Source organism: Mucilaginibacter lappiensis (assembly GCF_900155965.1).
GTDB lineage: Bacteria > Bacteroidota > Bacteroidia > Sphingobacteriales > Sphingobacteriaceae > Mucilaginibacter > Mucilaginibacter lappiensis.
Window position 1 is genome coordinate 142,633 of record NZ_FTMG01000016.1, and the last position, 22,505, is coordinate 165,137.

General features: G+C 42.7%; 17 protein-coding genes and 1 tRNA gene. 15 read left to right on the forward strand and 3 right to left on the reverse strand.

Features of this window, described 5'->3' with window-relative positions:
* Nucleotides 1–33: 33 nt before the first annotated feature.
* Nucleotides 34–888: a helix-turn-helix domain-containing protein gene (locus BW976_RS23785; RefSeq protein ID WP_076377233.1), complete on the reverse strand. Its 855-nt coding sequence runs from the start codon at nucleotides 886–888 to the stop codon at nucleotides 34–36.
* Nucleotides 889–1,344: 456 nt separating this feature from the next.
* Between BW976_RS23785 and kdpF the strand changes: the two genes are divergently transcribed.
* The 8 genes from kdpF (at nucleotide 1,345) to BW976_RS23825 (ending at nucleotide 11,298) form a co-directional block, all read left to right on the forward strand.
* Nucleotides 1,345–1,422 (forward strand): K(+)-transporting ATPase subunit F, encoded by a 78-nt coding sequence (gene kdpF, locus BW976_RS30105; RefSeq protein ID WP_076377293.1) that lies wholly within the window; start codon nucleotides 1,345–1,347, stop codon nucleotides 1,420–1,422.
* 11 nt (nucleotides 1,423–1,433) lie between these two features.
* Nucleotides 1,434–3,149 (forward strand): potassium-transporting ATPase subunit KdpA, encoded by a 1,716-nt coding sequence (gene kdpA, locus BW976_RS23795; protein ID WP_076377235.1) that lies wholly within the window; start codon nucleotides 1,434–1,436, stop codon nucleotides 3,147–3,149.
* A 98-nt stretch (nucleotides 3,150–3,247) separates the two neighbouring features.
* A complete protein-coding gene (gene kdpB, locus BW976_RS23800) occupies nucleotides 3,248–5,278 on the forward strand; it encodes a potassium-transporting ATPase subunit KdpB (RefSeq protein ID WP_076377237.1) in 2,031 nt (676 codons plus the stop codon).
* Nucleotides 5,279–5,453: 175 nt separating this feature from the next.
* Nucleotides 5,454–6,020: a K(+)-transporting ATPase subunit C gene (locus BW976_RS23805; RefSeq protein WP_076377239.1), complete on the forward strand. Its 567-nt coding sequence runs from the start codon at nucleotides 5,454–5,456 to the stop codon at nucleotides 6,018–6,020.
* A gap of 161 nt (nucleotides 6,021–6,181) precedes the next feature.
* Complete coding sequence (locus tag BW976_RS23810) at nucleotides 6,182–7,516, forward strand: outer membrane beta-barrel protein (RefSeq protein WP_076377241.1); 1,335 nt, start codon at nucleotides 6,182–6,184, stop codon at nucleotides 7,514–7,516.
* Nucleotides 7,517–7,596: 80 nt separating this feature from the next.
* Nucleotides 7,597–8,169: a hypothetical protein gene (locus BW976_RS23815; protein WP_076377243.1), complete on the forward strand. Its 573-nt coding sequence runs from the start codon at nucleotides 7,597–7,599 to the stop codon at nucleotides 8,167–8,169.
* Between the two features lie 284 nt (nucleotides 8,170–8,453).
* Complete coding sequence (locus BW976_RS23820; protein ID WP_076377245.1) at nucleotides 8,454–9,584, forward strand: histidine kinase; 1,131 nt, start codon at nucleotides 8,454–8,456, stop codon at nucleotides 9,582–9,584.
* A gap of 1 nt (nucleotide 9,585) precedes the next feature.
* On the forward strand, nucleotides 9,586–11,298 hold the full coding sequence (locus tag BW976_RS23825) for a HAMP domain-containing sensor histidine kinase (protein ID WP_076377247.1): 1,713 nt from the start codon (nucleotides 9,586–9,588) through the stop codon (nucleotides 11,296–11,298).
* Nucleotides 11,299–11,860: 562 nt separating this feature from the next.
* Here the strand turns inward: BW976_RS23825 and BW976_RS23830 are convergent.
* Nucleotides 11,861–13,942 carry a beta-galactosidase gene (locus tag BW976_RS23830; RefSeq protein ID WP_217696295.1) on the reverse strand — a complete coding sequence of 694 codons (2,082 nt, stop codon included), beginning with the start codon at nucleotides 13,940–13,942 and terminating at the stop codon, nucleotides 11,861–11,863.
* Between the two features lie 199 nt (nucleotides 13,943–14,141).
* Between BW976_RS23830 and BW976_RS23835 the strand changes: the two genes are divergently transcribed.
* Nucleotides 14,142–14,648, forward strand: a complete 507-nt coding sequence (locus BW976_RS23835; RefSeq protein WP_076377249.1) for a hypothetical protein — start codon at nucleotides 14,142–14,144, stop codon at nucleotides 14,646–14,648.
* Between the two features lie 46 nt (nucleotides 14,649–14,694).
* The gene (locus tag BW976_RS23840; protein ID WP_076377251.1) at nucleotides 14,695–15,651 is read left to right on the forward strand and encodes an acetyl-CoA carboxylase carboxyltransferase subunit alpha; all 957 of its coding nucleotides are present in this window, start codon (nucleotides 14,695–14,697) and stop codon (nucleotides 15,649–15,651) included.
* A gap of 445 nt (nucleotides 15,652–16,096) precedes the next feature.
* On the opposite strand, the gene BW976_RS23845 is transcribed toward BW976_RS23840, so the two are convergent.
* On the reverse strand, nucleotides 16,097–19,249 hold the full coding sequence (locus tag BW976_RS23845) for a protein O-mannosyl-transferase family (RefSeq protein WP_076377253.1): 3,153 nt from the start codon (nucleotides 19,247–19,249) through the stop codon (nucleotides 16,097–16,099).
* 217 nt (nucleotides 19,250–19,466) lie between these two features.
* On the opposite strand from BW976_RS23845, the gene BW976_RS23850 reads away from it, so the two are divergent.
* The 5 genes from BW976_RS23850 (at nucleotide 19,467) to pth (ending at nucleotide 22,432) form a co-directional block, all read left to right on the forward strand.
* Nucleotides 19,467–19,537: transfer RNA gene (locus tag BW976_RS23850), tRNA-Gln, on the forward strand.
* A 152-nt stretch (nucleotides 19,538–19,689) separates the two neighbouring features.
* Complete coding sequence (locus BW976_RS23855) at nucleotides 19,690–20,634, forward strand: ribose-phosphate pyrophosphokinase (protein ID WP_076377255.1); 945 nt, start codon at nucleotides 19,690–19,692, stop codon at nucleotides 20,632–20,634.
* A 116-nt stretch (nucleotides 20,635–20,750) separates the two neighbouring features.
* Nucleotides 20,751–21,335 (forward strand): 50S ribosomal protein L25/general stress protein Ctc, encoded by a 585-nt coding sequence (locus BW976_RS23860; RefSeq protein ID WP_076377257.1) that lies wholly within the window; start codon nucleotides 20,751–20,753, stop codon nucleotides 21,333–21,335.
* Nucleotides 21,336–21,452: 117 nt separating this feature from the next.
* Entirely contained in the window at nucleotides 21,453–21,812 is a 360-nt protein-coding gene (locus BW976_RS23865; protein ID WP_076377259.1) for a four helix bundle protein, read from the forward strand.
* Nucleotides 21,813–21,871: 59 nt separating this feature from the next.
* On the forward strand, nucleotides 21,872–22,432 hold the full coding sequence (pth, locus tag BW976_RS23870) for an aminoacyl-tRNA hydrolase (protein WP_076377261.1): 561 nt from the start codon (nucleotides 21,872–21,874) through the stop codon (nucleotides 22,430–22,432).
* Nucleotides 22,433–22,505: the final 73 nt, after the last annotated feature.

Sequence of the window (22,505 nt, forward strand, 5' to 3'; positions counted from 1 at the left end):
CAAGTCAATGACCATCTTGAGGTAATGATTGGATTATTTACGGTAATGTGTCCGGAATAAAAGAGGAGTGGTGCCCTCTACTTTTTTAAACAGTCGTGAAAAGTAAGTGTGATCGGTGTAACCAAGAGCGTGGGCAATTTCTTTTACGTTCATTTCGCTATAGTACAGTAAGCGTTTAGCTTCAAGCAACACCTCCTGTTGTATCCAATAGCTTACTGAAAGACCGGTTACTTTTTTTAAAGCTTCATTCAAATAAGTTTCCGAAACATTAAGCATAGAAGCGTAAGCAGAAGGGCTTTTAACCTGCCTGATATTGTTGATCAGCAGTTTTTTAAATTCCTGCGCTAATTGAACCGGTCGCGACAAGGCAAACTGCAGATTATCAAACCCACTGAAACAACAGGCTGCTATCCCCACAAATGATTGCACCAGTGAGTGTACCACCTGTAAGTAAAAGGGGCCGGGATTATCTTCCTGGTATTTTTCCCGCATCAGGCACAACAGATCGGTACATTGACGCATTTTTATGGCATCTAATGCAAAGGGCTGTTGCAGCACCAGTTGGCTTTCAAAAACATTGCGGTAATCAGGGGCTATCAACAGGGCGTCGATAGCTATAAACCAACCGTAACCTACCTCATTGCGAATACGGTGGTGTACTTGTCCTGGCAGTATATAATATAAGGAAGAAGCGCCGAACCTTAACTCCTGAAAATCGATCATGAGCGATGCTGTGCCTTCTTCAATAACAAAAAAGATATAATGATCATCCCGGTGCGCACCCAGGGTATCAGCATCATCGTCGGGTATATCCCCGGCAACAAAACGCCTGATTTCGAGGCCTGTGGAGGCCCGTTCCCTGAGCTGATGAACTGGAATGTCTCTCATTTTTTTGTTATCTGTGCCAATATATGGCTATTTGGGCAGAAGAAATCTTCTTGAAATGTCAAAATAATTGGGGCTTGGAGCACCCCTCTAAACGGCGAAGCCCTCATGTAATAATCTCCCCCAAAGGGGGAGACTTTTAAAAGGACATTCTAAAGCCCTCGTCTTTGGAGAGGGTTGGCTGAGGTCCAATCCAACTCCCACTTTGATATTTAAGCCTATCATTTTGATAGCTTTATTTTGATCATAAACCTCCCGGTAATTTTAATGAACTAAGTAAATGGCTGTTTTATAGCTATTTAATACTATATTGTATTTATTGGCATTTGCTTGGTAAAGGACTCTTAAAATATTTAATACTATGGATGTTTTACAAGTTATTATTTACGTGGCGGTCTTTGCAGCCATCTTCTGGATCTTTTTTAAATCAGTTAATTACTTCGAAAAAATCTAATCACCATGATCGCATTATTCATTGTGGCCATAGCCGTGTTTGTATACATGGTGTACGTGCTGCTTAAACCCGAAAAATTTTAATTATTTAAACCATGAACACTGAAATTTCAGGTGTAATATTTACCTACCTACTCACACTCGCGCTGGCTATACCCTTGGGCCGGCACATCGCCCGTGTTTTTAAAGGCGAAAAAAACTGGCTGGATTTTATGGCCCCGTTGGAACGTTTCATTTTCCGTTTCAGTGGTATCGATACCAAAAAAGAAATGAGCTGGAAACAGCATTTATTCGCCCTGCTTACTATTAATAGTGTATGGCTGATATATGCTTTTGTTTGTTTAATGGCACAAGGGCACTTACCGTTAAATCCGGATGCAAACCCTGGCCAGTCGCCAGATACTGCTTTTAATACCGCTATCAGCTTTTTGGTCAACTGTAACCTGCAGCACTACTCGGGCGAAAGCGGCGCTACTTATTTTACACAGCATTTTGTATTCATGTTCCTGCACTTTGTATCCGCAGCCACCGGTATTGCCGCGCTGATTGTGGTTTTCAGGGCCATGAAAGATAAGATAACTGATAAATTAGGGAACTTTTGGGATTACTTTGTAAAATCAATCACCCGTATATTATTACCGATTTCCTTTGTAATAGCTGTAATATTTGCCTTTAATGGCATGACCACCAGCTATGCAGGTAAAGACACCTTTATTAGTATGCAGGGCGATACCGTTCACGTATCCCGCGGACCTGTTGCTGCCCTGGTTGCTATCAAACACTTAGGTACAAACGGTGGCGGCTGGTTTGGAGCCAACTCTGCCCATCCTATCGAAAACCCTAACTATTTAACTAACACTACCGAATTGGTAGCACAATGTTTAATACCTATAGCCTTGGTATTTGCTTTAGGTTTTTATTTGAACAAGAAAAAATTCTCCTATGTGATATTCGGAGTGATGACCATAGGGATGCTGCTATTCATGATCCCGACCATAAATGCCGAATTGAATGGAAACCCGGCTATAGCCCATATGGGTGTCAGTCAAACAACCGGAGCTATGGAAGGTAAGGAAGTAAGGTTTGGCCCGGCTAACTCAGCATACTGGAGCGTTATGACCACCATTATATCTACAGGTTCGGTAAACTCCATGCATGACAGCGCCATGCCTATGTCTGGTACCATGATGCTAATGGGTATGATGGTGAACTGCTTTTATGGTGGTTGCGGGGTAGGTATCCTCAACTTCTACATCTTTATCATCATCGCAGTATTTATATCTGGATTGATGGTAGGGCGAACACCGGAATTTTTTGGGCGCAAGATAGAGGCCCGCGAAATGAAGATCGCATCCATCATTGCTTTGCTTCATCCTTTTATTATCCTGGTTGGCGCTGCTATATCATCCTATGTAATTGTACACATGCCGGGTGCCGATTGGGCCGTTAAACCATCTGCCTGGTTAAACAACCCGGGTAACCATGGGTTTGCTGAAATGCTGTATGAGTACACTTCATCAGCAGCTAACAATGGTTCGGGCTTTGAAGGTTTGGGCGATGGTAACATTTTCTGGAACGTTACTACAGGTATTGTGATGGTACTGGGCAGGTTCCTGCCTATTATTGGTCCGCTGGCTATTGCCGGTTTACTGGCCAATAAAAAATTCATCCCTGCATCAGCCGGTACATTAAAAAGTGATACCTCAACCTTTGGGATAATGATCTTCGCGGTAATCATGATCATTGCTGCCCTGTCATTCTTCCCTGCACTGGCATTAGGTCCAATTGCCGAACACTTTTCATTAAAATAAACAGACAGCCCCCACCCAAACCCTCCCCGGAAGGGGAGACTTTTAAAGCCCTCCCTTCCGGGGAGGGTTTGGGTGGGGCTGACCTAAAAATATAAGTTATGAACTCAAATCAAAATACATTATTCCAGGGCGATCAGATGAAAGAAGCTTTTAAGCAATCATTCATCAAACTAAACCCACGCATCCTGTTCCGTAACCCGGTGATGTTCACTGTAGAGATCGGCACGGCGGTAATGCTCATCGTAAGCATTTACTCTTTTGCCAATAAGGGTCAGGGTAGTTTTGCCTACAACTTTACCGTATTCATCGTTTTATTTTTAACCGTACTGTTTGCCAACTTTGCCGAAGCTATTGCCGAAGCACGTGGTAAAGCACAAGCCGAAAGCCTGCGCAAAACCCGTGAGGAAACACCTGCCCGCCTGCTGGTTAACGGCAAGGAGCAAATGGTGATGTCATCCCAACTTAAAAAAGGCGATGTGTTTATCTGCGAAACAGGTGATAACATCCCTACCGATGGCGAGATCATTGAAGGTATCGCTACCATTGATGAATCGGCGATTACGGGAGAATCAGCTCCGGTGATCCGCGAATCAGGTGGTGATAAATCATCTGTTACCGGTGGTACCAAAGTATTGTCAGACAAGATCAAGGTAATGGTGACCACCCAGCCCGGTGAAAGCTTCCTGGATAAAATGATTGCTTTGGTTGAAGGTGCATCGCGTCAGAAAACACCCAATGAAATCGCTTTAACTATTTTGTTATCAGGCTTTACACTCATCTTCGTGATTGTGTGTGTTACCCTGAAACCATTTGGAGATTATGCAAATACCCCTATAACTATAGCTGCTTTTATTTCCCTGTTTGTATGTTTAATCCCTACCACTATCGGCGGTCTGTTATCAGCCATCGGTATTGCAGGGATGGACAGGGCTTTACGTGCCAATGTGATCACCAAATCTGGTAAAGCAGTAGAAACTGCCGGTGACCTGGATACTTTGCTACTGGATAAAACAGGTACCATCACCATAGGTAACCGTAAAGCCACCAACTTTTATCCGGCCACAGGTATCACTCGTGAAAACTTTGTTGCTGCCTGCGTACTAAGCTCATTGGCTGATGAAACTCCCGAAGGTAAATCAATTGTTGAACTGGCCCATGAGGACAAAACCATGCCTAAGGTGGCTGCTCCCCAGGATTCAGTATTTATCAAATTTACTGCCGAAACCCGCTCCAGCGGTTTAGATACTCCAGAAGGTTTGCGGATCCGCAAAGGCGCGTTTGATTCTATCCGTAACATAGCCCTAAAGGCCGGTCACCCGTTCCCAACCGAGGTAGAAGATAATGTTAAAAAGATCTCTTCAAACGGCGGTACCCCATTAGTGGTATCACAAAACGAACAGATCATGGGGGTTATCGAGCTGCAGGATATCATTAAACCCGGTATTGCCGAACGTTTTGAACGCCTGCGTAAAATGGGTGTTAAAACCGTAATGGTAACTGGTGATAACCCGCTTACCGCCAAATTTATAGCCGAGAAGGCCGGTGTGGATGATTTTATTGCCGAGGCCAAGCCCGAGGATAAAATGAACTACATTAAAAAAGAGCAGCAAGGTGGCAAACTGGTAGCTATGATGGGCGACGGTACAAACGATGCTCCGGCCCTGGCACAAGCCGACGTAGGCGTGGCTATGAACAGTGGAACCCAGGCTGCTAAGGAAGCCGGTAACATGGTGGATCTGGATAACGACCCAACCAAGCTGATTGAGATTGTGGAGATAGGTAAACAGTTATTGATGACCCGCGGTACGCTAACCACTTTTAGTATAGCTAATGACGTGGCCAAATATTTTGCCATTGTGCCTGCCCTGTTCATGGTATCTATACCATCACTAAAAGCCCTGAACATCATGGACCTGCACAGCCCGGAATCGGCCATATTATCTGCGGTAATATTTAACGCCATCATTATACCAATGTTAATACCACTGGCATTAAGAGGTGTGGAATATAAACCAATAGGTGCAAGCGCGCTGTTGCGCCGTAACCTGCTGATATACGGTTTAGGCGGTGTACTGATACCATTTATAGGTATTAAACTGATTGACCTGGCAGTAGGCGTATTTTTATAAACAGATATGAGATTTGAGATATGAGATGTGAGACAAAAAACTCCATATCTCATATTCAGAATCTCAAATATAAATTCAAATCTTTAACCAGATATGAGTATTGAGCTAAAGGCTTCTCCAAAAAACATAGAGTTGAAGTCTCAAATCTCAAATCTCATGTCTCAAATCTCAAATCATGAAAACATATTTGTTGCCCTCATTAAAGTTAACGCTCATTTTGATCGTGATAACAGCAGGCATATATCCACTGGCCATTGCCGGTGTAGGTAAATTAACTCCAGGCCATGGTGATGGCGAAACTTTAACTTATAAAGGCCGTGTAGTAGGCTACGCACTGGAAGGCCAGAAATTTACTAAGGACGAATACTTCTGGGGCCGTCCATCGGCAGTTGATTATAACGCTGCCGGATCAGGTGGTTCAAACAAAGGTCCGTCAAACCCTGATTACCTGAAAGACGTTGAAAAACGTATTGAGGACTTCTTAAAGCATAACCCCGGTGTAACCCGCGCACAGATCCCTGCCGAAATGGTTACCGCATCGGGCAGTGGTTTGGATCCTGATATTTCGCCAGCCGGTGCGCAGGTACAGGTAGCCCGTATTGCTAAAGTGCGTGGTTTATCTGCCGATCAATTAACCAAACTGGTTGATGAGCATACCGAAAAACCATTGTTTGGCTTGTTTGGCCCAAGCAAAGTAAATGTGCTTAAACTGAATATAGCTTTAGAAGAGCTGAAAAAATAAGAAATCATCGTAGCTCCTTTAATTCAACCTGCTTATTGATTAATTGAGTAATTAAATTTAATCCATGACTCCTTTTTTAACTAAAAGAACCGGAGGGGGGTAAGTACATACCCATGGGTTTGAAATAAAATAAATCTCAAAAAAAATATTCATAAACAGTAATGAAAAAAATAGTTCTAATGATAGTTGCCATGGCGGTTATCACCTTACATGCACACGCACAAAAGGATACAATCAAGGTTAAAAAAATCAAAAAAGATACCGTGGCACGTTCGTTACCATCCCCAATTTCTTCACTTCCATTTCCGGTTTCGGATTGGGATGGTGCTCCTTTAATTGGGGCGGATGCTACTGCGCCCGATTATCCTTTGCAAAAGGCCTTGGGCATAACAAAAAGTAAAGTGAAAATTTATGGGTGGGTTGATGTTGGCGGCGATATTAGTTCGTCAAAACATTCAAATGCCCCTACTTCATATGATCTTATCCCTAATTCGGTGTTTCTTGATCAGGTAGGTTTAAAGTTTGATAAACAACCCAACACGGTTCAAACAGATCATTTTGATTATGGATTTTTATCAACCACCATATTTGGGACCGATTACAGGTACACTACAGGCAAGGGCTATTTTAGTGATCAGTTGCTTAAACACAATAATAAATATGGCGTTGACCCGGCCGAAATTTATGGCCTCTTATATTTTCCTAAAGTAGCCGATGGCTTATTAGTAAAGGTAGGGCGATTTATATCTCCGGCTGATATTGAAGCGCAATGGGCTACTGATAATTATTTGTATACCCACTCCCTCATGTTTACGGTTGACCCTTATACATTTACCGGCGCTCAGGCAACCTTTAAACTGGGCTCGCACTGGCAACTGGAAGTAGGCATACATGGTGGTAATGATGTTGCCCCATGGAGTAAAGCAGCAAGTGTAAATGGCTTACTAATGGCCAGATGGGTATCAAACGATAATGACGATTCTATTTATGGCGGTATAAACGCCCTGGGAGCAGGTAAATACAAAGACAACCATGACGATCTGCAAATGGTAGTAGCTACATGGGGACATAAATTTAACAAAACATTGCACATGATGACCGAGGTTTATTATATGTGGCAACATGATGCCTTAGTTGGCGGAACAGTGATTGATGGTCCTCCGCAGCCTTTTTACACTAATGTTGGTGCAGGCAGTCCTATACCGGGAGCAGCGCAGGCAGTTGGTGCAGTTAACTATTTCCAGATCAAACTGTCAACGCATGATTATATATCTATACGTAACGGTTATCTGAGCGATCCGCAGGGCAACAGAACAGGTTTTGCAACAAGTTATTCCGATCATACCATAGGGTTTGTACACCACTTTAATAACTACATACGCATACGTCCCGAAATACGGTACGAGCGTGCTTATGCCAATGGTGTCACTCCTTACGATAACGGAACAAAAAGAGATCAATACTCTGCGGCTATGGATTTAATTGTACGCTTTTAAAACCTGTCATATATAAAAACAATAGTATACCGGTTATCCTGCAATAATTGGCTATATGAGTAACCATAAATAGTAAAAAAATGAAAAATTTTAAATTAACCCTGATCATGTTGCTGGGCATCATGGGGTTTGTTAAAACATCAATTGCACAAATTCAACCAAATGGCTTGTATTTATCTTTTAACGATTACCGGCAGCATAAATTAAGCTACGCTAATAATGGTAAAGGTAATAAAATCGTAATTCATGATTTTTTACAACAAAAAAATATTACAGTTACAACTGATGGTACAAAGCAGGTATTTGCTAAAAATTCAATATATGGCTATCGCAACAACAGTCATGATTACCGTTTGTTGGGTAATAAAGGTTACCAAATAATAGATACTGTTGGCTTTTATATATATAGCAGTGACGTATTGAGCCAGGAAGGTAAAGGTTTAAAACCTGTAAAAACTGATTTCTTTAGTACTAAAGGCGATGGCGAAATAATGCCCTTAACGCAGGACAATATTGCAAAAGCTTTTGTTAAGAATCATAAATTCAGATACCTGGTTCAGGCCGAATTTAAATCAGACAGGGATATGGACGAATATGATAATGGTGTTAAAGAATATAAAATAAAAGAGCTTTATATTGATAGTAACAAATAAAGATATATTCGCTTATCTGGGCGTGTTTAATGATACGTATGGATTGTTTTTTATAATTGATTTTGATTGTTAATTATAAGTTTGGTTGACGAACATTCATACTATAAAAGGGGATTTTTCGGAATCTCCTTTTATTAGTTTTATAAAAAATTATTAGCCATGAAAATGCTAAGTTTAAGCAAAGGTAGTGCAGTTTCCTTCTCAGGAGGGATTGGGAAATTGGATATAAAGAAAATCGATAATTTTAAAGTCTCCCCTACTGGGGCAGATTTAGAGAGGGCTTCATGAGCGAAGAAAATAAAGAGCAGTCGGTTGAGCATTTCCTGGAGCTGATTAAACGTTCGAGGAGGGGTAAATTTAAGGTTTACATAGGCATGAGCGCCGGTGTGGGTAAAACCTACCGCATGCTGCTGGAGGCCCAGGCCCTGATGCGTAATGGCATTGATGTTAAAATAGGCTACGTTGAAACCCACGGTCGTAAAGAAACTGTGGCGCAGTTGGAAGGTTTGCCGGTAATACCCCGCCGAAAGTTGTTTTATAAAGGTAAGGAGCTGGAAGAGATGGATCTGAAAGCCATCATCAGCCTGCGCCCCGAAGTGGTGATAGTTGATGAACTGGCCCATACCAATATTGAAGGCAGCAGTAACGAAAAACGCTGGCAGGATGTAATGCAGATCCTGAACGCGGGTATCAACGTGATCAGTGCGGTAAACATTCAGCATATGGAAAGCCTGAATGAGGAAGTACAGCGCATTACCGGGGCAACCATTACGGAACGCATCCCCGACAAGGTGTTGCAAATGGCCGATGAAGTGGTGAATATCGACTTAACTGCTGACGAATTGATTGATCGTTTAAAGGAGGGAAAGATATATGATGAAAAGAAAGTACCGCTGGCGCTCAATAATTTTTTCCAGGCCGAAAGGATATTACAACTGCGTGAACTGGCCCTGCGCGAGGTGGCCCACCAGGTAGAACGGAAAATTGATATCGAGATACCCAAAAATATCAAACTGCGGCCCGAACTCTTTTTGGCCTGCATCAGTACCAATGATGCATCAGCAAAAATAATTATCCGCAAAACGGCCAGGCTGTCATCATACTATCGTTCCAAATGGTATGTACTGTATGTACAAACCTCGCGCGAAAGCAGCGACAAAATAAACCTGGCATCACAGCGCCATCTCATTAACAACATGAAACTGGCTACACAGTTGGGCGGCGAGGTACTCAAAGTAAAAAACGACCAAATAGCTAAAGCCATTTGGGAAACGGCCGAAAAATATGATATCACCACCATTTGTATTGGTAAACCAAGGTTTAAGTTTTACCAGGTGATCATGAAAACGGCGGTGTTTACTCAATTGTTGAATAAAATGTCTAAAACGGATATTGACCTTGTAATACTATCATAACATGACCATTAAAAATAAACTACGTACAGGCATCGGTTTTTTGTTTGTCCTGTCATTCATCTGCTGCGGCTTGTCGGTGTATTTCCTCAACCGTTTATCGGCCGATGCGGGTGCTATTCTAAAAGATAATTATAAATCATTGCAGTACGGCCAGCAGATCCTGTCGGCGGTAGATGCTAATGGAGGTCCGCTTAGCCCGGCGCAATTAAAAACTATTGAAACCAACCTGGTGCTGGAAGAACATAATATTACCGAACCCGGCGAAGGTCAAACAGCTGCTTCGCTGCGCACCGTTTTTGAAAAAATAAAACTGGTAAATAACGATGCTGCCCAGCTACCTGCATTACGTGCACAGGCCAGGCAATTGGTTTACAGCTTTATGCAGCTAAATATGACGGCCATTTCGCATAAAAATGATATTGCCAAAGGTACAGCCAACCGCGCCACTATACTGGTTGCATTTTGCGGGGCGTTCTTGTTCCTGGTAGCCTTTAGTTTCGCGGTTAATTTCCCGGGTTATATAGCTAATCCGCTTAAGGAGCTTACCGCCCGCATCAAAGAGGTATCCAACCGTAACTATCATCAACAGATCGATTTCCGGTCTGATGATGAATTTGGCGAACTGGGCCATGCCTTTAACACCATGACCCGCAAGCTGGATGAATTTGAGAACAGCAACCTGGCCAGTATCCTTTTTGAGAAAAAACGGATTGAAACCATCATCAATTCCATGCACGATGCTATTTTGGGTCTGGACGAGAAAATGATCATCATATTTGCCAATGAAGTAGCTTGCTCACTCATCGGGATGACAGCCGATCAGTTGAATGGCCGCTATGCGCCTGATGTGGCTATCGAAAACGACCTGCTCCGCAACTTGCTGATGAACGATCAAAGCCGGCTAAAAATATTTGCCGATAACCGGGAGAGTTTTTACTCGCGCGAGTCGCTATCTGTAAGCAGTAAAGACAGGGTGATAGGCAAGGTGATTATCCTGAAAAATATTACCGAATATCAGCAACTGGATGAGGCTAAAACCAATTTCATCGCCACCATATCGCATGAATTAAAAACCCCGATATCGTCTATCAAAATGAGCCTTAAGTTATTGGAGGATGTACGCATTGGTGATGTAAATGCCGAGCAAAGGCAACTGCTGGAGAACATTGAAGAAGATGCCCGTCGTCTGCTGCAAATAACCGGCGAACTGCTGGATATGGCACAGGTAGAAACCGGCAAGCTACAGCTTAACTTCGGAAAAACCCATCCTAGAAATATTGTAGATTACGCGGTGAAGGCCATCAAATCTATAGCCGATCAGAAACAGGTTATCATTAAAGTTCAGTGCGATGAAAACCTGCCCGATGTACATGCCGACCTGGATAAAACCACCTGGGTGCTCATCAATCTGCTATCCAATGCCATCAAATACAGTCACGAAAAATCAACCGTGGAGCTGGTGGTGAAAAAGCGCCACACCGACGAGATCGAGTTTTCTGTACAGGATCATGGCAAGGGTATCGAAGAGCAGTACCTGTCGCGCTTGTTCGAACGCTATTTCAAAGTCCCCAACGCCACCGCCGATCAAACCGGCACAGGTCTGGGCCTGGCCATTGCCAAAGATTTTATCGAAGCACAATCAGGGAAAATTGCTGTGGATAGCGAACTGGGTGCAGGCAGCAGGTTTGCCTTTACTTTGAAAAGAGTGGCTTAATGGGGCGCTCTTCTTCAATTTTGTCATGCTGAGGAACGAAGCATCTATTATTAAACTTTGCAATCGCGAAATAGATCCTTCACTCCGTTCAGGATGACAACTTATATCGGATTTTCAGTTCCCTCTCCACGGGAGTGGTCAATGTCATTAAGTTAAGGGGAAACGCAAAAGCAATTCCGCAAAAGCCCCCTCTAAACGGCGAAGCCCTCATGTAATAATCTCCCCCGGAAGGGGAGACTTAGCTTCAATTTTTTAAAGTCCTCCCTACCGGGGAGGATTTAGGTGGGGCTCCATGTGCTTAACTTAATGACATTGCGGGAGGGGTGCGGATGGATTATGCTGTGGCAGGGAGGGGTTTATGCGTGATACATGTCCGCAAGGTGTTATAAATCCCTTCCTCTTCCCGAGGGAAGGAATCGCACGCGGCCCGGGCTTTTAATGAAATATCATGGCCCCCTAAAGAACCCTTTGTCATGCTGAGGAACGAAGTATCTGTTATTAGGCTTTGCAATTATGAAAACAGATCCTTCAACCGTTCAGGATGACAAAATCCACATATTTATCAATCAACCTCAATGATCTTCACATCCCAGGGCATTAATTGTACAGCAGCATTCTTACTCACACCATTGCCTGATAATAGCTCCTTGCCATCATGATAAGGATAAGTGAAACTGGTTTGTTGATCAGAATAATTTAAATAATAGTGTACCGTTTTCCCTCTTTGGTTAACGCCCGATTTGGTGATGACAGGGAACGAAAGCAATTGATCTTCATTCCATAGTCCTGCTTTTTTAACCGCGTCGGCCAGGATCTTATCGGTCACGGCGCTGGTAGTGAGGCAGCCTATGTAAGTAGCTATCCCTTTTCCATAATTATTTTCGGTAATAGCCGCGTATTTGCCCCACACCGGGTGATCGTAATAGGCCAACACTTTGGCAGTTGTGGGGGTGATCAGCTCCATCCAGGTATTGATCTTTTTATCAGCCGCGTTTAGGCCCAGGTCGCCTTTAAGCGATACATTTTCGGGTACGGTGAATTGGCTGTAATAAATGCCGCAGGCCTCATCAATAATGCCGGGTTGGCGTGTGGTACGAACCTTTACGTTTTCGTCGGAGAAGCCACTTTTAAAAGTATAAATAACGTGACCGCCGTTTTTTACAAAACGGTTTAAACGCTGCAGCAAACTATCGGGTGCAGCATACAGCAGGGGCACAATGAGCACTTTGTAATTTTCGATGCTTGAGCTGCTGGGGTCAACAAAATCACAGGGGATGTTCATATGGTAAAGACCATCGTAAAACTGTCGCAGTACATCATTATAACCCGTGTGCACGCCCCATCCAAAACCAAAGGCTTTAAAACCGCTTATGGCCTCGTTGCTAAACAATATGGCTACATCACTTTTCTTTTTCAGGTTGATGAGCTGCGGACTTAAGCGGGCAAAATCTTTACCGATGGTTTTCGCTTCGTCATAAACCGGGTTGGGCTCAAAGTCATGGCTCAGCAAACCTTTCCAATAAGTTTCGGCCGAGTTATGGATGGAATGCCAGGGCCAGTACTCCACCATGTTGGCTCCCGATGCCAGGTGACTAAAAGCCTGCAAACGCAGCTGCCCTGGGTAAGGTGTCCATTGCGGAAAGCCTTGTGCTTCGGTTTCCATCACCAGGTAATTTTTAACACCCTTCATGGAGCGTGCCACATCGCCTCCAAAGGAAATTTCGGCACCGGTCAATTTATCCTGACTGGGGTGGTAAATATCAACCCCGGCAATATCCAATGCCTTAGCCGCTGCAAAATGGTCAATCTCAGTTTGTATGCCAAAGGTATAACCCCGCCAATCAAAATCGAAGTTATGGGTGATAAATTGGTCGGGGCGTTTATATTCCCTGATAATAGCTGCCTGCCAGGCCATATAATCGGTAACCAGCTGCCGCTGAAATTTGGCGAACTCGGCAGCCAGACTGCCGTTGATAGTACCGTTCATCGACGGGAAATCGTCCCAGTTATTGATGCGGTTGCTCCAGTAATCCAGGCCGAATATTTTATTGATGTTATCCAACGTTTTGTATTTGGCCTGCATGTATTTTACAAACAAGGCCTGTACATTTGGCCCCGATGTGCCGTATGATTTGGTTTCGTTATCCACCTGGTAACCAATAACAGCCGGGTTATCCTTCACATGCTCCATGATCTTCCGGATCACCCGGTTGGCATAAACCCTAAAATCAGTATTGGTAATGTCCATATTTTGCCTTGCCCCGTACTGGTTTTGGCCCGATGAGGTAATAGCCAGTATTTCGGGATGTTTTTTTGCCATCCAGGTGGGTATGGCATAGGTAGGGGTGCCAATAATAACACTGATGCCGGCCTTATGCATGGCGTTCAACACCCGGTCGATATGCGTGAAATCAAACACGCCATCCTGAGGTTCTACCGTGCTCCAGGTCGATTCGGCTATGCGAACCACGTTGATGCCGCAATCCTTCATCATCTGCACATCCTTATCTAACCTTTCGTAGGGCATGTACTCATCATAATAAGCCACGCCATACAGGAGTTTGGTCATTTTAGGATACTGGGCAAACAGGTGTCCGCCAAAGCACATTTGCAGCAGCAAAAGCAGCAGGTATTTCTTCTTCATGAATAGCTTTCTTAGGGAAAAGGGTTTCAGGAGATGAATGTACAAATTAATTGTTTTTTTAACACGAAATAATAAAAATATTTTACGATGTGCTACTTGCGCACGTTTGCAAACGTGCGCAAGGTTGAGTGAAATTAAATTTTGGTTAACTTTTAACAACTGATGGTATAATTGTTGAGGTTTTTTCGTAACATGGCACATGTTAAGATCAATACCTTTACTTTTTGTTGTTCTATTCTTTTGCACCGTTGTTAAGGCGCAGCAGGCGGATAGCACACTGAAAAAATCGCCGGTAAAAACGTTAACCGATAAACAATATACCGCTTTACTGAATGGCGAGGATGTGTATAACCACATGGCACTACCGGCAGAGATTAACCATTATCCCATGCCCGACCAGGTGATCAAATTCAAAAAGGAATTGGGACTGAGCCCCAACCAGGTAATAAAAATTACCGCAATTGCTACCGAGCTGCACCGGAAAAGGGTGGAAATGGGTGGGTTCATTATTACCAATGAGCAAACTTTAGACAATCTTTTTCGTAAACAGCGCTTAAATAATGGTGATCTGATATTTTATGCCACGCGCTCCGGATTGTACTATGGCGAGCTCAGAAACGCCATTTTGCAGGCTTGCTTAAGTACCGGCGACCTGTTGGCGCCCCAGCAAATTAAAAAGCTGGAAACTTTGCAAAATCCTAATTGATAATATACCGTTGGATTTACTTATTTTAGCGGCCCAAATAAATAGTATGAAGATTACTTTTGATTTTGAAAAACCACTGGCTGAACTGATACAGCAGATTGAAAAGGTGAAGCAGGTGGAGGATAAAAATAAGCTCGACATGTCTGCAACTGTAGCCGAGTTGGAAGCCAAGCTGGATGCTGCTAAAAAGGAGATATATTCAAACCTTACCGGCTGGCAAAAGGTACAGATATCCCGCCATCCCGAAAGGCCTTATACCCTTCAATATATTGAGTTAATGTGCGATGATTTTATTGAATTGCACGGCGATAGGACTGTAGGCGACGATAAGGCCATTATTGGTGGCTTTGGAACGCTCAACGGGCAAACCGTGATGTTCATAGGGCACCAGAAGGGGCGTAATACCAAAGAGCGTCAATACCGCAACTTTGGCATGGCTAATCCCGAAGGCTACCGCAAAGCATTAAGGCTCATGAAAATGGCCGAGAAGTTCAATAAGCCTGTTGTTACCCTGATAGATACCCCAGGAGCATTCCCTGGTCTGGAGGCTGAGGAGCGCGGACAAGGTGAAGCCATTGCCCGTAACCTGCTGGAAATGTCGGTGTTGAAAGTGCCGGTGATCTGTGTGATCATAGGCGAAGGTGCATCTGGTGGAGCATTGGGTATAGGTATTGGCGATAGGGTGCTGATGCTGGATAATTCTTGGTATTCGGTAATTTCTCCCGAAAACTGCTCAACCATCCTTTGGAAAACCTGGGAAAATAAAGAACGTGCTGCTGAGGTCTTGAAACTGACTTCGACAGAAATGTTGAAGAATAAACTAATCGACGGTGTGATCAAGGAACCACTTGGCGGCGCGCATCAGGATCCAGTAGCTATGGCTGCCATCCTGAAAAAGCAATTGCTCAAGGACTTGAAAATACTTACCGAACGCGATATCAATGAACTGGTTACCGAACGTATTGACAAGTTCTGCAACATGGGTGTTGTAAACGAAGGATAAAAGAAATATAATTTCATAAAAAGCGGCTTATGCCGCTTTTTTGTTTTATGATAAAGGCTGTCATACTGAGCATGTCGAAGTATGATGAGCAGGCCTCTACGCGCTTTCGCTCCCGCGAGATTAGCATAGCGTATCTCGTGGGTGGCATGTGGTAAGCTTCCAGCTTACGTCAGCTGAAAGCTGAGCCATGTGTACCATGGGCTGGAAGCATAAGGGACAAAAAGTGGGTTTACATATTTTACGGTTAAAATTATATAATTAATTGATTTTCAATAATATAATACAGTGTTAACCATGAAAAGTGTAAACCATGTAAACCCACTTTTTAACCAAATTGGCCGCCTGTTCAGGAATTATGTTTAACCTCTCCTTTTAAATACAGTACTATTAAAAAAGAAAGCCCCGGCATATGATTATGCCAGGGCTTTCTTTTTCAATGTGTTTTCTATCGCTTAGCGCTGATACCAAATTTTGTTTCAAAACCTTTCAGCTGTGCACTGAATTTGGTATTTAACTCCGTTTGTTTAAATTCTTTGGTAAAGCCTACCAGACCGCTTAAAATCTGTATAGAGTATTGTACATCGCGATTATTATCTAAACTGATTTCATTGCGCTGTAATAGTGCATAGTTGTAATTAAGCAGGTTGTTTACATAATCATCAACCTGGTTTGACAGCTTGTTGGCCAAAGGGATATCTCCCAGTCGATACGAACTCTCGATCATGTAAAACTTACGTACAGCAACCTCGGTGGAATTGATGATGCCCGGCATTACTTCGTCATATTTCTTCAATGTATTTTTGGCCAGATCGTTATGTCCTTCTTTCATCAGGTTATCAGACAAGTTTGAATAAAGCCTGGTAATCAATGGGTAAAACATGGTCATGGATTCATGATCAAGGTAACGCGCGGTTTTCATATTACCCCATTTAAATTTGGTCATCATATTATGATACATCACCGGGGTATTGCTGTTTTCCAGCGCGTTTGATGCAGTATCTGGTTTCAATGGCATTAAGCGATAAGCGAAGCCCTCGTTATATAAATACTTATCGAGACCTATCATGTTGTCGTTAGGTACGGTCACCGAAAAATAGATCGGTCGTTTCCAGTTATTATGCGATAGGATGTCCATCATTGCCAAAACATCTTTGGTCACATAGCGGCCACTAAAGGTCCAGTCCATCTCAGGTACTATCTTATCTTTTTCGGCAGCCGGAACGGTACCCGTTTGCACTACCTGGTTAGGGTCAATAGTCAATTTAAAGTTTTTGGTAGGCAGGTAATTGGCTACATCACCATTGTTATACTCTACCATCGTTGCTTTATCATCCGAAGTCATGAAATCAAAAACCTCTTTCAACTCGGTAGGACCTGCAACTTTCTGATCATTAAAATAAATAACATCGCGTACACCGGGCTTAAATTTGTCATTAGACATGCTGATAGGCAACGGCTCCGATTCGTTCATTTTATTTTTCATGCCGCGGATGTACCAGTCAGTACCCAACAAGCTTAAATTCACAATACGTACATCCGGGCGTACATTTTCAACTTCCTGTATATACCAAAGTGGGTAAGTATCGTTATCGCCATAGGTAAATAAAATAGCATTAGGGGCGCAGGAATTCAGGTAATTATATGCCATATCATGCGGCGTAAGCTTGGTTGAGCGATCATGATCGTCCCACTCCTGGTTGGCCATTAATACGGGCGCTGCCAGTAAACAAATCAGCGTAGCTATAATAGCGCTTGTTTTGGCGTTGATCTTTTTGGATAAAAAGTCGGCGATAGCCAGTACGCCTAAACCTATCCAAATGGCAAAGGCATAAAAAGAACCAGCATAAGCATAATCACGCTCACGTGGCTGCAAAGGATCCTGGTTTAAGTATAATACAATAGCCAGGCCCGTAAAAAAGAACAATACCAATACCACACCCGCATTGCGCTGATCGCGCCAGAAGTGGAAGAACAAGCCTATCAGACCAATGATAAGCGGTAAAAAGAATAAACGATTATAACTTTTGCTTTCCGTAACGGCATAAGGCAGCGGCTTGTTAAAATCCCAACCGCTTAACCAGGAACCATCGATGCCGCCTTTGCCATCAATGGCACCTGTTTGACCGTCGAGGTCGTTGGCACGGCCCACAAAGTTCCACAAAAAGTAACGGGTATACATCTGGTTCACCTGCCAGGTACCAAAAAAGCCCAGGTTGGTAGCAAAAGTAGGGTGTTCGCTTTGACCAAGTTTGCTCCATGCCCTGTAAAAATCGGGGTGACCAGCCTTATCGCTGAACATACGCGGGAAAGGGGTGTTGCGATCATAAACAGTGGTTAGTTTTTTACCGGCCACTTCATATTTGGTTTCACCACGACGATAAATAGTTGACCCTTCGGTTTGCTCGGTTGGTGTTGAATCAAAAAACTGACCGTAAAGCAATGGGGTATCACCATACTGGTCGCGGTTCAGGTAGCCGTTAAGGGCAAAGGCATTTTCTGGGTCGCTGTTATTCAGGTTAGGATTTGCTTTGGCTCTTACTACAATCATGACGAATGAACTGTAGCCAAACAAGATGAACAGCAGGCAAACTAAAAAGGTATTTAAAGCAAAACGTTTTTCGCGGATTTTAACCACATATTCCAGCAAGGCTAATACCGCCAAGCCGACAACTACACCTATAATTCCGGCGCTGATGCCTAATGCAAGTATAAAACATGTTGCCGCTATAATTATGGCCGGTTTTTGTGGCTTAATTGTATAGTAGATGCCAGATACGATGGTACCTATGAGTAAGAGAAAGAATACTACTGCGCCGCTGCCAAAGCCCATGCCTAAAGTATTCACAAAAAGCAGGTCGGAAAAGGCTGCACCTTTTACGGTATATTGAATAACGCCCCAAAGTACAAAGGCTACCGCCACTATGCCGGCAAAAAATGCCCAGAAAGTACCTTTTGAAGTGATGTTTTTTGCCCTGCGAAAATAAATCACCAGTGCTATGGCTGGTATCACCAGCAGGTTTAACAGGTGGATGCCTATAGAAAGTCCCATTACATAGGCAATAAATACGATCCATTTATCGGCATGGCGTTCGTCGGCATGAGCATCCCATTTTAATATGGCCCAAAATACGATGGCTGTACATAAGGACGATTGTGCGTAAACTTCAGACTCCACGGCCGAAAACCAAAAAGTATCAGAATAAGCATAGGCTAAGGCGCCAACCAAACCTGCACCTATAATCAGAATCAGGTTTGTAGTATTTATTTCTTCAGCCTTTTTAACCAATAGTTTTTTGGCCAGGGCGGTTATAGTCCAAAACAGGAACATGATAGTTGCCCCGCTGGCCAGCGCCGATGCCATATTGGCCCAGTAAGCCACCTTGGTATTATTGCCCATAGAGAGTAAGGTAAATACTTTACCTATCATGGTAAAAAGAGGAGCACCGGGCTGGTGTGCTACTTGCAAGCGGTAAATACAGGCCACAAACTCGCCGCAATCCCAAAAGCTGGAAGAGGGCTCTAAAGTTAAAATATAGGTTAGTGAAGCAATGATAAAGGCTACCCAGCCAAATATATTATTGATCTTTTTGTAGTCCATGTCTGAATTTTACGATAGAAAAAAGGGTTGAATGCAGCCCGAAATTAGTAAAAGTATTATGATGTTAAAATCAAAAGCGGTGGATTAACAACTTTTTTAGCCCGTTTTGGGCCTCAAAAGGCAATGAAAAATACTTTTTTAAAATTCTTTTTGAGAGTTAAAAAATCGTCTTATATTTGCATTCCTTTTCGGGGAGTAAAAACAAACCAAAGGAGATTGCCTGATAGTATAATGGTAGTACGACGGTTTTTGGTACCGTTTGTCTAGGTTCGAATCCTGGTCGGGCAACAAGAAAGATTTCGGATTTCTGATTTTCAATTTCGGATTTAGGTCTGATGGAAAATTGAAATCCGAATTGTTTTTTATACAGGTTGTAAGTGTAAAGTGATATAAGATTAAGGAAAGCCCGAAATCGAAAATCCCAAATCCAAAACAAGAAAATGCCATTACAATTTAATCCGGTTAAGTTATTTGCAGGATCAGGCTCTAAAGAACTTGCGCAAAAAATTGCTGATGCTTATGGCCGCGAATTAGGTGACGTGGTGCTTTCTCGCTTTAGTGACGGCGAGTTTCAACCACATTTTAATGAATCTGTAAGGGGATGCGATGTATTCCTGATCCAGAGTACCAACCAACCTACCGATAACCTGATGGAATTACTAATGATGATTGATGCCGCTCGTCGTGCTTCATCACATTATGTAAGTGCCGTTATTCCGTATTTTGGATTGGCGCGTCAGGACAGAAAAGATAAACCACGTGTGGCCATCAGCGCTAAGCTGGTAGCCAATTTGCTGGTTGCTGCAGGAATTAACCGTATCATGACCATGGATCTCCACGCTGCGCAGATCCAGGGGTTTTTTGATATACCGGTTGATCACCTGGATGCTTCTATCATTTTTGTGCCTTATATCAAAAGCCTGGGTTTAGAAAACTTAACTATTGCATCGCCGGATATGGGCGGTTCATACAGGGCACGTAGTTTTGCGAAGTTCTTTAATGCAGAGGTAGTAATTTGCGATAAACGTCGTAAACGTGCTAATGAAATTGAATCCATGACGCTTATTGGCGACGTTACCGATCAGGATATTGTGCTGATTGATGATATATGCGATACGGCCGGTACATTGGCTAAAGCAGCAGGTTTAATTATGGAACGTGGTGCACGCAGCGTACGCGCGGTTTGTACACATCCGGTGTTATCGGGCAAGGCTTATGAAACTATTGAAAATTCAGCTTTAACCGAACTGATAGTTACTGATACTATACCTTTAAAATATGCCAGCCCTAAAATAAAGGTATTATCAACTGCCGAGTTGTTTGCAAAGGCTATCAGCAATGTGAACGAGCACGGTTCTATCAGCCAGTTGTTTAGGGTAGATTGAGTAGTAAGTCGATAGTCTATGGTCGATAGTCCATAGTTGTGAAATGAATAAAAGAAAATCCATGGTCTATTGTCTATCGACCATGGACTATATAAATAAATAATAAATAAAAACAAATGAAATCAATTGCTATTAGCGGTTCTCCAAGAGAGAACGTAGGGAAAAGAGACGCTAAAGAACTGCGTTATCAAGGCTTAGTGCCTGCAGTACTTTACGGTGGGCCAACACAATCCCACTTTGCAGTGTCCGCAGCTGATTTGAGAACCGTTGTTTATACTCCGGTTGTTCATTTCATCGATCTTGAGATTGCTGGTGTTAAATCACAGGCTATTATTAAAGATATTCAGTTTCACCCTTTAACTGAACAAATTATCCACGTTGACTTTTTGTTGCTTGACGAGAAAAAGCCGATCACTATCGAGATCCCTGTTAAATTAACCGGTACATCTCCAGGTGTTAAAGTGGGTGGTAAATTAGTTCAGAAATTAAGAAAACTGCGCATCAAGGCATTGCCTAAAGATCATTTAGATGCTATTGAAGTAAGCATTGAAGCTCTGGAAGTTGGTAAATCAGTAAAAGTTGCCGAAATTAAATTGGCAAACCTTACTATCACCAATGCTCAGGAAGATACTATCGTATCTGTAACTACTTCACGTGCATTACGTCAGGCAGAGCAGGAAGCTGCTTCAGGTAAAAAGTAATTTACCCTGATCTTAAAAAAAAAGCGCCGGGCATTAGCCCGGCGCTTTTTTTTTGACTTTTTAGACTATATGACTATAGGATTTTGAGATTGATGAGATCATTTATAAATTGTAGATATGTTAAAGCATAATTTCAGGCAACTCAGAATTTGGACCGACTCAGTTGATTTATCAAGGAAAGTTTATTTGCTTACCCAAAAGTTCTCAACGGAGCATAGATTTGGCATTTCAAGTCAGCTATATAGGGCGGCTGTTTCAATTCCGTCCAATATTGCTGAAGGCTCCGCAAGAAAATCAGAAAAAGATTTTGCTCATTTTTTATCCATAAGCCTCGGATCTGCATTTGAATTGGAAACACAATTAATCATCGCTAAGCAATGTAACTTGGCTACTGATGCTGATTATGATAATCTGCTAAATAAAGTTGAGGTATTACAAAAGCAAATAAAATCTTTTTTATATACCATATCTCAATAGTTTTAAATCCCATAGTTCCTAAGTCGCATAGTCCCAAAAGTCTTTTATCTTTGCCCCAAATGAAATATCTGATAGTTGGTTTAGGAAATATAGGACCTGAATATGCTGATACCCGGCATAATATAGGGTTTATGATACTGGATGAATTGGCCAAACAGGAAGGCGCAAAGTTTTATCATATGCGCCTGGCCTATTACAGCGAAGTATCATTCAAGGGGCGTACACTGCATCTTATTAAACCAACAACTTACATGAACCTAAGCGGGAAAGCCATGAATCATTGGATGAAGGAGTTGAAAATACCTGTTGAAAATGTAATGGTATTGGTTGATGATATTGCCCTTCCTTTAGGTACCCTGAGATTAAAACCTAAAGGCAGTGCTGCTGGTCATAACGGTTTAAAACATATTGAAACAACTCTTGGTCACAATAACTACGCCCGTCTTCGATTTGGCGTAGGCGATAATTATCCCAAAGGCCGCCAGGTTGATTATGTATTAAGTGGTTTTGATGATGATGAAAAACCCGAACTTCCTGCATTGATTGATCGTTCAATCGAAATGATCAAGGGCTTCGCTACCATCGGTACAGAATTAACCATGACCCGGTATAATAAATAATACATCCCTTCGTTTCAGGTGTAAACTAACTGCTTAGTTAAGATTTGTTAAATAGTTTTTGCTGTATGCAACA